Raw genomic sequence first — 13,901 nt, 5'->3', positions numbered from 1 at the left:
CTATAGTTTTCGATAGGCGGGTGATCAAGATATATGAAAAATTGGTTTCCACAAAGTCGAACCGTTCGTGCAGGCGACGGATGGCAGCCATTTCGATTGCGTGATTATGCAGCTAGCTGCGGAATGGACTTTACCCGTAGTTAAAACGAAACTGAAAAGGTTCCGATAAACACAACAACACCGGCCGCTGCCGGTGTTTTTCAATGTGGCTCCACATGTACATGGACGGCCGAAATATCGTAGCGCTTCATGAGTTTCGTCTCCACCTGGGTCGAGATGTCGTGAGCAACGGCGATGTCCAAATCGCCAGGCACGAGAACGGTAATATCGACGACTGCCCGGTTCCCATAATTTCTGGCGCGGATTTCGCGCACTTCGGTAACGCCTTGTGTGGCAAGTGCGGTTTCCTTGAACGACTTGATGAGTTCTTCGTCAAAGCCGTCCGTCAGTTCATGTGTCGCTTCCCAGAAGATGCCCCAGCCGGTTTTGACGATCAATAAGCCGACAAGAAGAGCCGCAAGCGGATCGAGCCACGGCAGGTAAAACTGCGCGCCGACAATCCCGACGACGGCTGCGATGCTGACCCAGGCATCGGATAGATTATCTTTGGCGGCCGCAGCGACGGCTTTGCTATTGATTCGTTCTGCTAACTTTTTGTTATATCGATATACTAAATACATTGCGACAGCAGACACTCCTGCCGTCCAGGCCGAAAGCGGACCAGGCGTTTCACCGGTATCCTGGAACACCGAGACGACAGCTGAGTAAGTGACTTGCAGCCCGACTGCCACGATGATGAACGACGCCACCAGTGAGGCTACGGTCTCTGCCCGCCAGTGCCCATACGGGTGATTGGCGTCCGCCGGCTTTTGGGATAGTTTCAAGCCGATCAAAACTGCCGTCGATGCGACGATATCGGTAACATTGTTCAAGCCGTCCGCTTTTAGCGCTTCCGATCCCGCCAGATAGCCGATCCACAATTTGATAATGGATAAAATAATATAAGTGGCAATGCTGAGCATGGCACCCCGCTCGCCTAATTTCAGATTATCGAAGCGTTCCTGTTCCACTGTAAATTCCCCCGTCCTGCAAGTACTTGAGTAGGATACCACCCCGAAATCGTGTGTGTCTACGGCAAAGTTTTTTCAGTATAGCAACTGAAAAGGGGTGAGGAAAGAAAGTTTCGGCAGGGAAAACGAGAGAATATTTGGTTAACAATTCTTTAAGTGAATAATGAAACTAACCATGTTCAATTGAAATCGAAGCAGAAAGGGAGGGAGGCGAGAAAATGAAGTATTTCATTGGTATTGTGCCACCTGACAATTATAGAAGCACACTGAGCCAATTCAGGAAGCAGTGGCCGGATAACTGGATTGATGAGATAGTGGAACCACATATTACCTTAAAAGCGCAAGGGGGCTTAACACCTGATGAGAGCTGGCTTGAAGATGTGCGACAAGCCTGCCGGAAAATAGAACCGTTCGAAGTGGCCATTGGCAATACTGCGTTTTTCGGGGAAGATGTTCTGTATTTACAGGTCGAGTCGTCAGAGCTTAAGAAACTGCACGAACGGCTTGTTGAGGCAATTAAACCATCTGATGAAATGATTGCGCAGTATTTTGAACTGGATCAATTCATTCCACATCTGACTCTGGCAAAAACGAGTTACGGATTGTCAGTACAACAGCTAAAAGAGATGTCGCAGCTGGCTAGTGAAGAACTGGGCACTTGCCGATTTGAGGTCAATTTTATTCGGGTCTATCAGGAAAACGGCACTGGCGTTTATCGGAAATACGTGGACATTCCGTTGAGTACATAAAAGTTAAGCTGATGATAGGCGAATGAAGCCGATGTGTTTAAATCTTATGTTGCGGCAATTGAAAAGTACCGAGGCTTCATTATTTGCCCATTGACCGGCGTCTCGGATTTAAATCAGGCTGGTACACGGCAATTAAGAAGTTAAATGATATGTAATAATGAAAACTCCTACTGCAAAAAAGACAGAAAGTCCTTATATATTTGATTGAAAAAGCTTAACCATCTCAATCAGTTGCTTAAAGTTCAAATGCACAAAAAAGACGAAGCCTACTCAAAGGCTTCGTCTTTTTTGTGCAATTCGGTCTTGCGCGTGCTCATTCGAACCGTTTCCTGCAAGGCAGCAAGTTCCTGTTCGATTTCCGGAAAGCCCGGGATCTCGGGAATCACGTGCTCTGCAAATGGCCAATTGCCTTCCAATGCATTCGCCATCATCTCGAAAAATAAATGGAGCTGCCCGAGCTGAGCCGGAGATAAAGCGAGCCGTTCTTTTTGCGCTGCATTTTCGAGCAGGAAGGCGAGCTGTTCAGATGCGAAAAACACTTGTTGCAAGAAAGCGAGATTTTCCGGCCGCTGCGGCAATTCGCCATGAGCGGTATCGAGCACCAGTTTCAAATTACTTAGGTTCGTACGCATTTTCTTTTGTTCAATTGGTTGTGCGTCGATGTCCGGGCTATACGGTGAAAACAGCAGGCTCATGAAGCGCTGCTGGCTTCGCAAAGTTTTGGACATGAGCGGAGGAAGCAGCGTTGACGCACGCCGCCTGCCGATCAGCAAGACCCCGATCAGCCCGATTGCGGAACCGATGAGCACATCGACAATGCGCGCGGAAGCGAAATAGGAAAGGTCTCCGATCTGCGATGTGCTTTCCGCGATCATCAATGCATTCGGCGTGATGAAGAATGCCGCAACGGCATAGTTTAGGACAATCGCCAGCTCCGTGAGCGCCGTCAACGCGAAAACCATCAACGCAATGAACAGCCCATCCGGTTGGAAGGACAAAATGACAGCGGCCACTACGATGCCGACAATGGTGCCAGCCGACCGCTGGAGCGAGCGGTTGAAGGTCGAGAGGATCGTAGCGCCGGACATGACCGCAGCAGCCGACAAGGGCACCCAATAGGACGGGTCGATCGGCAGGAAGTGGGCGATGAATGCCGCAAACGCCAAGACGACGCCAAAGCGGATGGCCGCAAAAAATACCATGGAATGTTTATTGAACGCATTGGCAAAGACGGCCTTGAACGGTTCCGCTTTCAGTTCACTATCACGCGTCCGTTTATCGCGCTGGCCGGTAAGGATGTCATAAGCTTTTCGTGTGCTTTCGGTTAAGGCGTCTCCCGTTTCTGTCTGCAGGCGAGGTGCGGCAGCAAAGGATTTTTTGCCGGACGCTTCGACTGATGAAGCGATGAGCCGCAAATTCTCAGCGGTTTCTTTTGACACGGTTGAATAGCGGTCGCCGCGCTTGATGATTTCGGCATAAACCGATGTTGCCTGCGCATGCAATAAGGTCAATTGCACAAGCCGGTTCGATCGTGTCCATTTGGCATTTGCATTGCCAATCGCCGTTTCAGCGGATTTCAAGGCGGACCAGGCATGCTGGCGTACTTCGTAGAACTCAGCGGACCCGGCCGATTCAGCTAGAGCGGTGAGCGCCGCATAAGCCCGTTTCACTGCTTTCGTTTCTGGCGCATGGGGATTGAACGGATAAGCCCACATCGCCATCAGCCAGGACAGCATGCCGCCCAGGAACACGAGGAAGCCATGAAGTAAGAACAGCGCCGGATTGTCTGTCATATTGTTGTTAATTAAAAATACCAGAACGAAAAAGATCGCGGTCGGCCCTGTGAACTGATAGGCACCGAAAATGAACACAGCCAATGCCCCGATGATGCCGACTGCGGCTGTGGCGAGCAAGGGCTGTTGGGACAACAGGACGCCAAGACCCGCTGAAAATGCCAAGCCCAGCGCAGCGAAAAAGATTTTCTTCGAGCGCAGCGCGTACGGTTCATTGAACATATAAAGAAATGCCAAACCTCCGAGCCCTGCGATCAGCCCGTATTGCAACTGTCCCAACAGGACGCCGATCAATACGGGAAGCCCGGAGCTGATGCCGGCAGCCAACGCTTTAGCCCAGGGCAGCGGGCGTTGATTGATGGCGAAAGCCTGCTTCAGGAGCTTGCGGAATTCACCGCTTTTTGCGATTCGGTTTCGTTTCATTCCAGCGCCTCCTAACAATTAAATTCTCTTATGCCCATTATTCCATAGATTGATTTTGAAGAGCGAGTCCCAACTGTTCGCTTGAAGAAAACTCTTTGTAACAGCTCTGTTCATCATCAGATTTATTATTCATTTTTTAACGCTTTTCTTATCTTTTTGAAGCTTTTACTTTTTTCCCAAACAATTTGAGAGCAGAGGGAATACCGGGAAAACAGTCACCACAAGTTGCTGCAGTAGTATTAGGCTTCTTATTTCCTAGACAGTACATGACTTATGAATCGGAAACCTACTAAAAATATTATGCATTTGAAAGTATTTACCCATTCATCTAAATTATTGGTACCTAATACTAATGTTAGGTGCTAAAATGAGGTGAGTAAGCTAAAGGGGTGTATGAATGAGCAGATCAGCAGCACGAATCACAGCCATCGGATCGTATGTACCCGAAAAGAGGCTGACGAATTTGGACCTGGAACAATTGGTTGAGACAAATGACGAGTGGATTCTCCAGCGCACCGGCATCCGGGAGCGCCGCATTGCGGGAGAATACGAGTTCACGAGTGATATAAGTGTCAGTGCAGTACAGGATTTGGCGGAGCGCTACGGAAAATCGTTCGACGATGTCGATTTGATCATTGCCTGCACGATGACGCCGGATTTCAAAACACCGAGTGTGGCCGCAATGGTCCAGGCGAAACTGAACATCCCGAACGCGGGCGCGATTGATTTGAATGCGGCTTGCGCAGGATTTTCCTACGGCTTGCAGATGGCGAACGGTTTGATCACCTCCGGATTGCATCAGAAAATCCTGGTCATCGGCGCGGAAACGTTCTCGAAGATCCTCGATTACACCGACCGCTCGACCTGCATCTTGTTCGGCGACGGCGGCGGGGCAGTGCTGGTCGAACACGACGCTGACAATCCGAGCTTTATCGAGTCGCATATGGGAACGAACGGCGCTTTGGCGAACAACCTGTATTGCACAGACTTGGCCGGCGAGATGTTCGGAGAGGAGTTGGCGGCGCGCAACGTCGTCTGGCAGAACGGCCGTGAAGTGTATAAATGGGCGGTCAATACCGTGCCAAAAGGCGTCAATGCCTTGATGGACAAAGCAGGCGTCTTGCCGGATGAAGTGGATTGGTTCGTGCCGCATAGCGCCAATTTGCGGATCATCGAATCGATCTGTGCGAGAAGCGGGCTGGCGCTTGAAAACACTATCTATTCACTCGAATATTACGGCAACACCTCTGCCGGCTCGATTCCGCTGTCGCTTGCCGAAGGCGTGAAAGACGGCCGCATCAAGGCGGGCGATCAATTGCTGCTGTACGGATTCGGCGGCGGCTTGACCCATGCCGGCATGCTCGTGAAATGGTCCATTTAATAAGCAAATTTTAAACTCCTGCTAAATGCGGGAGTTTTTATTTTGGGCGAAAATAATAGTGGATTAATAAGAACATTTGTTCTATAATGAAATAAAAAGAGTGAATATTCCGCCAATGGGTTTATAATGAAAGCCATAAACACGTGAATGTATCCTGCAAAGAAAAAGGTGAGGAGCATGGAAACAACAAATGTGGAGCGGCAGGCAAACGGATTGGCTGTAGAAGCGGCGGGACTGGTGAAAATATACGGGAAAGAACGGGCAGTAGACGGCGTGGATTTAGCGATTCCAAGCGGGACAGTGTATGGATTTCTAGGGCCGAACGGAGCCGGGAAGACGACGACAATCCGCATGCTCGCGACATTGATCCAGCCGGATGCAGGCAGCGCGACCATTTTCGGGCACGATTTAAAGACGGAAAGTGCGGCCATCAAAAGCCGCATCAGTTTGACCGGTCAGTACGCATCGATTGATGAAGACTTGACTGGGGTTGAGAACTTGGTGCTGATCTCCAGGCTGATGGGTTACACGGCCAAGGAAGCAAAGCAGCGCGCGGCGGAATTGCTGTCGGCATTCGGATTGGAAGGGGCAGCGAAGCGGCAAGTGAAAAAGTATTCGGGCGGCATGAGGCGGCGCATCGACATCGCTGCAAGCATCGTCGTGACGCCGGATTTGTTGTTTCTCGACGAGCCGACGACCGGCCTCGACCCGCGCAGCCGCAACCAAGTATGGGAGATCGTGCGCGCCCTCGTTCAGGCGGGGACCACCGTATTGTTGACGACGCAGAACTTGGAGGAAGCGGACCAGCTGGCTGACCGTATTGCGGTCATCAATCAAGGCAAAATCATTGCAGAAGGCACGAGCAGTGAATTGAAAGCATCGGTCGGAACCGGCACATTGACTGTGCAATTGCTCGATGCAGCCGACCAAGCGCAAGCAACGGCCATCCTTGAACGCAGGCTCAGCGTCCCGGTTCATGTGTCGACAGACAATGTGACCTTAAGCGCGCAGGCAAAAGATTCTTCGGTCGTTGCCGAAGCGCTTGGCGAACTGGGCAAAGAAAAAATCGGCATCAGTGATTTTTCGCTCGGGCGGCCGAGTTTGGATGAAGTGTTTTTGACATTGACCGGACAATCCGCCAGCGATCAACCGATTGAGGAGGAAAACTCATGAGCGTGCAAATCGAACACGACAAAACGGCGTATGAAGAAGTGCATCCGTCGAACGCCATTGCGGGCAGCAGACGGCCGGAACCGCCGAATGCCTTGGCTTCGACAATGGCCTTTGCCCACCGCGCGCTTTTACGCATCAAGCATGTGCCGGAGCAAATGTTTGACGTCACGGTGTTTCCGATCATCTTTCTCTTGATGTTTACGTATTTGTTCGGCGGCGCGATCGCCGGGTCGACGGGTGAATATCTGCAATTTCTCTTGCCCGGCATTTTGGTCATGACGGTTTCGCAAATCACGATGTATACCGGGATCGACTTGAACAACGATATCCGAAAAGGCATATTCGACCGCTTCCGGACCTTGCCGATCTGGCTGCCGTCTGCTTTGGTCGGGGCATTGCTCGTCGACGTCGTCCGCTATTCACTGGCGTCGGCCATTATGATCGGCCTCGGGCTAATTCTCGGATTTCGCCCGGAAGGCGGCGCGCTGGGGGTAGTGGGTGCGGTCTTGGTCATCCTGCTGTTTTCGTTCAGCTTCTCGTGGATTTGGACGGCTGCTGGCATTATCATGCGTTCCGAAAAATCCTTGATGATGGTCAGTTTTTTGGTGGTGTTCCCGCTTACCTTCGTCAGCAATGTGTTCGTCGATCCGTCGACTTTGCCGTCCTGGCTGCAAGGATTCGTCAACATCAACCCGATTTCCATCCTCGCAACAGCCGTTCGTGGGTTAATGCACGGCAATGGGACTTGGGAGCAAATTGGCTGGGTGGTTGTCGTATCTGCGATTTTTGTGGTGATTTTTGCGCCGCTGACGATGTATCTGTACCGGAGAAAAGAATAGCGCGTCGTTAAACGAAGGGTCTGCATGAGTAGGCTCTTCGTTTTTTTTTATGCAGACAAAGAGCTGCTTCACGTATACTGGACAAATATTATGAATCGCTTCAATACGTAACAGGAGGTATATACATATGAAAACCAGCAAGAATCAAACAAGCTTTAACTGGGTCGGAAGCGAAAAGCATTTTGTCGACCAGCTGGACATTGTGCAAATCGGCCCTGTCACAGTCGGGCGGTTCGGCGGTAATTCATCGACAGGGCAAACAAAAAATGAAGATGGCTGTGTGTTATGGGCAAACGCAGTGGAAGACTGGGAATTCACCGTCTTGCTGGACGCCCATCAAACGGCCGAAAGCGCAGAGCTCGTCATTGCGGAAATTGGCCGTTTGGAAACTACGATCAATGACGCGTTGAAGCTGCCGGTTAAACAAGCATTCAGCCAGCTATCTGAAATTCTCCTGGCCATGTTTGACAGCGAACGCTTTAAAGCGAGGTGCAGCGAAGTGCAAGGCGAAACCGCCGTCTTATGCACCGCCCGAAAAGGCAAGTTTTTGTGGTGGCTGTCGGTCGGCGACTGCTTACTGTATCTGTTTCATCCTGAACTCGAAGCGCTTGGGGAGTTGCAGCAGAACCACCGCAGCTTTTACGAATGGATCGGCAAAGTGAATACATTCGATTTGCCGGTGCCGTGTTTTAGCACAGGAGCCAAAGAATTAAGAAAAGGCATAAACCATATTTTGCTGACGACCGATGGGCTGGTGGAATGCCCGAACACCGATTTTTCAAATCCGCTGGAAGTGTCAAAACGTTTTGATGCAGTGTCAAACGCTGAAGGCGTGACGGTTTTATTGGAAGAACTCAAAGAGAAGAATGTCCGCGACAGCACCACGATCTTATCGTGGAGGGTAGAAGTCGAAAGTGAATCCACGCGCCCCGGAAATGAGCCGAAATAGTTTTGCTTTTATTATATTCTTTTGCAAAAGGGATTTTCAGGAAAAAGAAGAATGACTATAAAGATGCGCAAATAAGGCAGTGGGATGCTGCCGCAGATAAAAAGGGGATTATTCGTGGAACAGACAACAGCGCAAACATGGAATTTAACTTCTTTATATGATGGAAAGAGCCAATCAGCGGAACTAAAAAACTTCATGATGGATTTGGAAAACACGATCGAGCAAGCGGCGGGGCAATTGCAAAACTACCGCGGGATGGACGCACGTGACATTAAGGTCTTGTGGGAAATCATCAATCAATTCCAGACGGCCTTGCTCGGCTGGGAGCAGCTCGATGATTTCGCTATCTGTGCTTATGCAGAAAATGTGGCGGATCAGTCAGCGATCGCTTTGATGGATGACAGCGCCGTGCTGAAAGCAAAACTTACGTCTTTGCAAATCGAGCTGGATCAAGCCTTTGCTGAATTTACCGAGGCAGAGTGGCAAATCTTTACCGCGACTGACCGCATGCAGGCAGCGTCTTTTTATTTGAATAAAAGAAGACAGATGGTCAAAGACCGGTTGCCTGCTGAACTGGAGCGCATGATCAGTGCACTGTCCGTCAATGGCCTGTCGGGGTGGGAACAGCAGCACGAACTGGTCTTGACCAAATTGAGAGTGCCGATTGAAATCGAAGGTGAACTTCAGGAAGTCTCGATCGGCCAGGCACTGAATGAAGCGGTAAACGGCAAAGACCGCGAAAGCCGAAAGTGCGCAGCTGAAGCGGTGGCCAAAACGTGTGAAGTGCACGAGGATGCGGTGGCGGCTATTTTGAACCGTGTGGCGGGATCGCGACTGGCGATCTACGAGCAGCGGGGCTGGGACAATAAACTGAAAGAAATGCTTGAGCACAACCGGATCGAGGAAGCCTCCATCGATGCGATGCTCACGGCCATCGATGGCAATAAGGATTTATACAGAGCGTATATTGAACGGAAATTGAAAGTCGCGGGCTATGAGACAGCCGGCTGGTTCGATCTGGAGTCACCGGCGTTTCCATTGTCGGACAAAGTAGATTTTGGGGCGGCGAAAAATGCCATCAGCAAGCAATTCCACCAGTTCAGCGGTAAGCTCGGCCATTTTGCGGACCGCGCGTTTGACCAAGACTGGATCGAAGCCGAGAACCGGCCGGGTAAAGCAGAAGGCGGCTTTTGCGCGTCGATGCCACTGGCCAAGGAAAGCCGGATTTTCCTGACGTATCGTGATACTTATCAGGACTTGATCACGTTGGCACATGAATTGGGCCATGCTTATCACAATTTCATCCTTCACGACGAGCCTGCGCTTGCGCAGCAAAAAGGCACGAGTGTCGCGGAAACAGCCTCTACTTTCATGGAGAATTTGGTGCTCGATGCGGTGATCGAGCAGACGGCAGATCAAAACGAACGGCTCGCCATGCTTGAAATAAAGATCCGAGATGGCTTGAAATATGTCGTGAGCGTCCCAAATATGTTCCGCTTCGAACGGAAATTTTACGATCAACGGGCAGACGGCATGATTTCCGCAGAACAGATCAAAACGATGATCGCTGAGGTGGAAAATGACATCTACGCCGGATTGGTGGAGGAGCTGGCGCTTCACAAATGGATGTTCATCGGCCATTTCTATGATGCCGAAAAAGCGTTCTACAATATTCCGTACACGATCGGCTATTTATTCAGCAACGGCGTCTACGAACAAGCCAAACAGCAGCCGGAAGGATTCCCGGAACGCTACGATGCGTTATTGCGCGACTCCGGGAAGATGACCATCGAGCAATTGGGCAAACAATACCTTGGTGCGGACATCACGCAAGTGGCGTTTTGGCGTGATGCGCAGAAATCGCTGTGCTCGGCCATTGAAGAATATTTGGAGCTGACTGAGAAGTACTGGCAGGGGATTGAGTGAGGAGAAGATGAGAACACTTCAATGGAGTTTGCTCACGAGCTTTTTGCTGGCCAGTTATTTTTGCATATTCGGACAAGGCATGGCTTATTTTTTGAGTGAGTACGCACTGCCGCTTGCTCCTGTCTATTATTTGACGGGACTGACGGCGGCGGGGATATTTCTATACATGGTGTCTGGGATTTTATTGTTTACGTTGGCCAAACAGCATGAAAGCTTCCATGCACATCGGGAATTATATGCAATCGTTTTATTCACTGTGGCACCAGCCGCTTCGTTATGGGCTTTTTTTGTCACGGCGATGTGGTGGGGATGAAGTGGGAAGAAAATAATACGAGTCAAAAAACTCTCCTTAGCGGGGAGTTTTTTTTAATGGACAGGCTAAGTGGACATGAGTGCATGATAAAAACATAGTCCGCGCCAGTCCGATGTTGCCGGAGCATTAATTAAGTCCTATCCCCTATTCTCTTTTCCTTAAAATGGATAGTACTTTCTATTCTAAAGACTGAATATTCTATAACTTTGTAACCGTTTTCAATATTTCGGGAAGGGAAAATTTCGGGTCAAGGGGAATACCTGTTATGGCTGTAATTAATGCCCATAAAAGGAGGAAGATGAATTGAAAAACATGAAGTGGAAAACAGCGTTTCTATCGGCGTTGCTCGTCACGTCCAGTTTCTACGCAACGCCGGCCGGGCTGTTCGAACAGCAGGCAGCGCAGGCAGCTCCAGGGAAAAGCGGTGCGGCATTTGACCAGAAAGTGATTGCGCGCATCGACGAGGAACGGATGTATGAAGATGTCTACCACCTGACCGAGACAATCGGCCCGCGCGTCGCCGGGACGGAAGCCGAGAAAGAAACCGCGGACTTCCTGGAACAGCGCCTCGAATCCTATGGCTATGAAGTGGAAGTGCAGGAATTCAGCATCCCGGATCTGGTGATCGGGCATTTGCATACCGAATCGGGAGATGAAGTATTGATCAACATTCCATCGGGTTCCGCGGCGACAGCCGAGGAAGGCCTGACGGCGCAGTTATATGATGCGGGGCTCGGTTATCCGGCTGATTACAATGCCGAGGCGGCGGGGAAAATCGCCTTGATCCAGCGCGGCGGCTTCACCTTTGCGGAAAAAGTACAGAATGCCGAAGCAGCAGGAGCTGCCGGCGTCTTGATCTATAACAATGTCGACCAGGCGGGCCCACTTAATCCATCGCTTGGAGGCAATGAAATGGATATCCCGGTCGGAGGGATCACCAAGGCGAGCGGCGAAGCGTTGAAGGCGGACGTCCTGGCGGCGAACGGAACGGTCACCTTGACGGTTCAGGCGTTTGAAGGCGCAACATCCGAAAACATCATCGCGACGCGCACGCCGAAAAAAGGCGGCGGTGACGGCATCGTCCACGTCAGCGCGCATTACGACAGCGTGCCGTTTGCGGCCGGTGCAAGCGACAACGCATCCGGCACCGCGGTCGCGCTCGAGATCGCGCGCGTCTTGAAGAGCTATCCGATTGATGAAGAACTGCGCTTTGTCTTTGTCGGCGCTGAAGAAATCGGCCTCCTCGGCTCGCGCCATTATGTCAGCGAACTGACCGAAAGTGAAGTGGCGAGAAGCACCGGCAACTTCAATATGGACATGGTCGGCACATCATGGGACAATGCCACGGCGATTTACATGAACACGCTCGACGGCCAGGCGAACATCGTGACGGAAACCGCAAAAGCGACAGGCGAACGGATCGGCACGCCATCTGAACTGATCTTGTATCAGCGCGGCTCGTCCGACCATGTGTCGTTCTACGAAGCGGGCATTCCGGCGGTGAACTTCATCCGCCGGGAACCAGGAACAGCAAGTCTTGAACCGTATTACCATACGCCGCTCGATACGATCGAATTCATCAGCGCGGAACGCCTGAAAGAAGCGGGCGATCTGGTCGGCGCATCGGTTTACCAATTGATCCGAAAATAATCCAGGTGAGGGAGTGGCAGTCGAATGAAAAAAGACCATCTATCCGGTGAAGTGAAAACGACAGGGCTGAAAAAGAAATTTCTGAGCTATACGCTAGCAGGCGCGCTCGTCTTGAGCGTCTCCCCGATGGCGTTGCCGGTGGCGGGTTCCGGCGCGGCAAACGTCGCCTATGCGGCGAACGGCAATTCGGGCGCCGCGCATGACCAGAAAATCGTCAACCGCGTCGATGCGGAACAGGCGATCGAACATATCCGCTATTTGTCTGAAGAGATCGGTTCCCGGCCGGGCGGACTCGAAGGGGAGAAAGAAGCTGCGGATTATGTCGCAAATACCTTGCAGGGGCTCGGTTTTGACGTTGAGTACCAATACTTCCCGGTTGCGGACCAGTATATCGGGGAAGCGGCATTTTCTGGCGGCACCGTGTGGGAGATGGGCGCTGCGCCGAATGGCAAAGTGAGCCAGCAGGCCGTAGAGGCTCCGGTCATCTACGTAGAGGGCGGCGTCTCGGCAGCGGATTTCCCGTCAGATACCGAAGGCAAGATCGTCCTGTTGACGCGCGAATCGTCGAACGCCGCTTACCGGACACAAGTCGATAACGCAGTCGAAGCGGGAGCTGCAGGCGTCATCCTGCAAAGCGTCGTCGGCGGACGCGGCAACTACGGCTCGACATTCAACCCGAACCTGGCGAAATCCTATGATGTCCCGGTCTACGGCGCGGCGTACATCCAAGGCGAATGGCTGAAAGAACAGCTCGCGGATGGTGCGGTCAGCCTGAATTTGACCGCGACGCATTATGAAGACCTCGAATCCGTCAACGTCATCGCAACGAAAAAAGCGAAATCCAAACAAGCGGACGCCAAGGAAGTGCTGTTGACGGCGCATATGGATAGCGTCGTCGGCGCGCCGGGCGCGAACGATAACGCATCCGGCGTCGGGCTGATGCTGGAACTGGCGCGCGTCTTCAAAAGCTATAACACCGATAAGGACATGAAGTTCATCGCTTTCGGTTCGGAGGAGCGCGGCTTGCTCGGCGCACGTTATTATATCGATCAGCTGACACAGGCAGAACGCGACAAGATCGAAGCGGTCTACAATCCGGACATGGTGGCGACCAGCTACGAGAAAGCGGAAAATCTGTATGCCATGACCGTCGACGGCTCGAGCAACATCGTCACGGAATCGACCGTCGCAGCAGGGGCGCGCCTCGGGAACTCGGATATCCTCCCTGGCCAGTTCGGCTCGAGCGACCATGTGCCGTTCCATAATGCCGGCATCCCGGCTGCGCTCTTCATCTGGATGGGCATCGACAGCTGGAATCCGCTCATTTACCACATCGAAAAAGTCTATCACACGCCGCAAGATACGATAGAAGACAATGTCTCCGAGGAGCGCATGCAATCGGCGCTTGAAGTGATCGGTGCCGGCCTGTTCGATGTCGTAAGGAAAGATGTGCCAGGTGTTAAGCATTAATTCTAATAATGAACGCATACATTTGCTGAGCCGTTCTGGGAATATTTCGGGACGGCTTTTTTGCGCGTTTTTCTAGCGGACGTTTACTTTTCCATCTCCTTCAATTGGATAGGAATGTCAGTGTGCATGTCGAATAGTAAGGGGGAATGGACAGTGCCGACGCTT

11 protein-coding genes are annotated in these 13,901 nt (G+C 51.5%); 9 read left to right on the top strand and 2 right to left on the bottom strand.

The genetic code is table 11. The features are described from left to right. Positions 1 to 200: 200 nt before the first annotated feature. Positions 201 to 1,070, bottom strand: a complete 870-nt coding sequence (locus tag BBI15_RS14905; protein ID WP_068870749.1) for a cation diffusion facilitator family transporter — start codon at positions 1,068 to 1,070, stop codon at positions 201 to 203. A 218-nt stretch (positions 1,071 to 1,288) separates the two neighbouring features. On the opposite strand from BBI15_RS14905, the gene BBI15_RS14900 reads away from it, so the two are divergent. Then, a complete protein-coding gene (locus tag BBI15_RS14900; RefSeq protein ID WP_068870747.1) occupies positions 1,289 to 1,819 on the top strand; it encodes a 2'-5' RNA ligase family protein in 531 nt (176 codons plus the stop codon). Between the two features lie 266 nt (positions 1,820 to 2,085). On the opposite strand, the gene BBI15_RS14895 is transcribed toward BBI15_RS14900, so the two are convergent. Next, a complete protein-coding gene (locus BBI15_RS14895; protein WP_068870745.1) occupies positions 2,086 to 4,035 on the bottom strand; it encodes an FUSC family protein in 1,950 nt (649 codons plus the stop codon). A gap of 397 nt (positions 4,036 to 4,432) precedes the next feature. Between BBI15_RS14895 and BBI15_RS14890 the strand changes: the two genes are divergently transcribed. The 8 genes from BBI15_RS14890 (at position 4,433) to BBI15_RS14855 (ending at position 13,736) form a co-directional block, all read left to right on the top strand. After that, positions 4,433 to 5,416, top strand: coding sequence for a ketoacyl-ACP synthase III (locus tag BBI15_RS14890; protein WP_068870743.1), 984 nt, complete (start codon positions 4,433 to 4,435; stop codon positions 5,414 to 5,416). A gap of 177 nt (positions 5,417 to 5,593) precedes the next feature. After that, positions 5,594 to 6,589: an ATP-binding cassette domain-containing protein gene (locus BBI15_RS14885; RefSeq protein WP_068870741.1), complete on the top strand. Its 996-nt coding sequence runs from the start codon at positions 5,594 to 5,596 to the stop codon at positions 6,587 to 6,589. Then, a complete protein-coding gene (locus BBI15_RS14880; protein WP_068870740.1) occupies positions 6,586 to 7,428 on the top strand; it encodes an ABC transporter permease in 843 nt (280 codons plus the stop codon). Before BBI15_RS14885 ends, BBI15_RS14880 begins: the two co-directional genes overlap by 4 nt. 127 nt (positions 7,429 to 7,555) lie before the next feature. Next, positions 7,556 to 8,377 carry a PP2C family serine/threonine-protein phosphatase gene (locus BBI15_RS14875; RefSeq protein ID WP_068870738.1) on the top strand — a complete coding sequence of 274 codons (822 nt, stop codon included), beginning with the start codon at positions 7,556 to 7,558 and terminating at the stop codon, positions 8,375 to 8,377. A gap of 114 nt (positions 8,378 to 8,491) precedes the next feature. Beyond that, the gene (locus tag BBI15_RS14870; RefSeq protein WP_208599435.1) at positions 8,492 to 10,303 is read left to right on the top strand and encodes a M3 family oligoendopeptidase; all 1,812 of its coding nucleotides are present in this window, start codon (positions 8,492 to 8,494) and stop codon (positions 10,301 to 10,303) included. A 7-nt stretch (positions 10,304 to 10,310) separates the two neighbouring features. Continuing rightward, positions 10,311 to 10,616, top strand: coding sequence for a hypothetical protein (locus BBI15_RS14865; protein ID WP_068870734.1), 306 nt, complete (start codon positions 10,311 to 10,313; stop codon positions 10,614 to 10,616). Between the two features lie 312 nt (positions 10,617 to 10,928). Next, positions 10,929 to 12,266 (top strand): M20/M25/M40 family metallo-hydrolase, encoded by a 1,338-nt coding sequence (locus BBI15_RS14860; protein WP_068872621.1) that lies wholly within the window; start codon positions 10,929 to 10,931, stop codon positions 12,264 to 12,266. Positions 12,267 to 12,290: 24 nt separating this feature from the next. After that, positions 12,291 to 13,736 (top strand): M20/M25/M40 family metallo-hydrolase, encoded by a 1,446-nt coding sequence (locus tag BBI15_RS14855; protein ID WP_068870733.1) that lies wholly within the window; start codon positions 12,291 to 12,293, stop codon positions 13,734 to 13,736. Positions 13,737 to 13,901: the final 165 nt, after the last annotated feature.

Origin of the sequence: Planococcus plakortidis, from assembly GCF_001687605.2 — a bacterium.
In the GTDB taxonomy this organism is placed as follows: Bacteria; Bacillota; Bacilli; order Bacillales_A; family Planococcaceae; genus Planococcus; species Planococcus plakortidis.
Note: the sequence above shows the minus strand (reverse complement) of the source record. Positions and strands in the feature narration are given on the sequence as shown.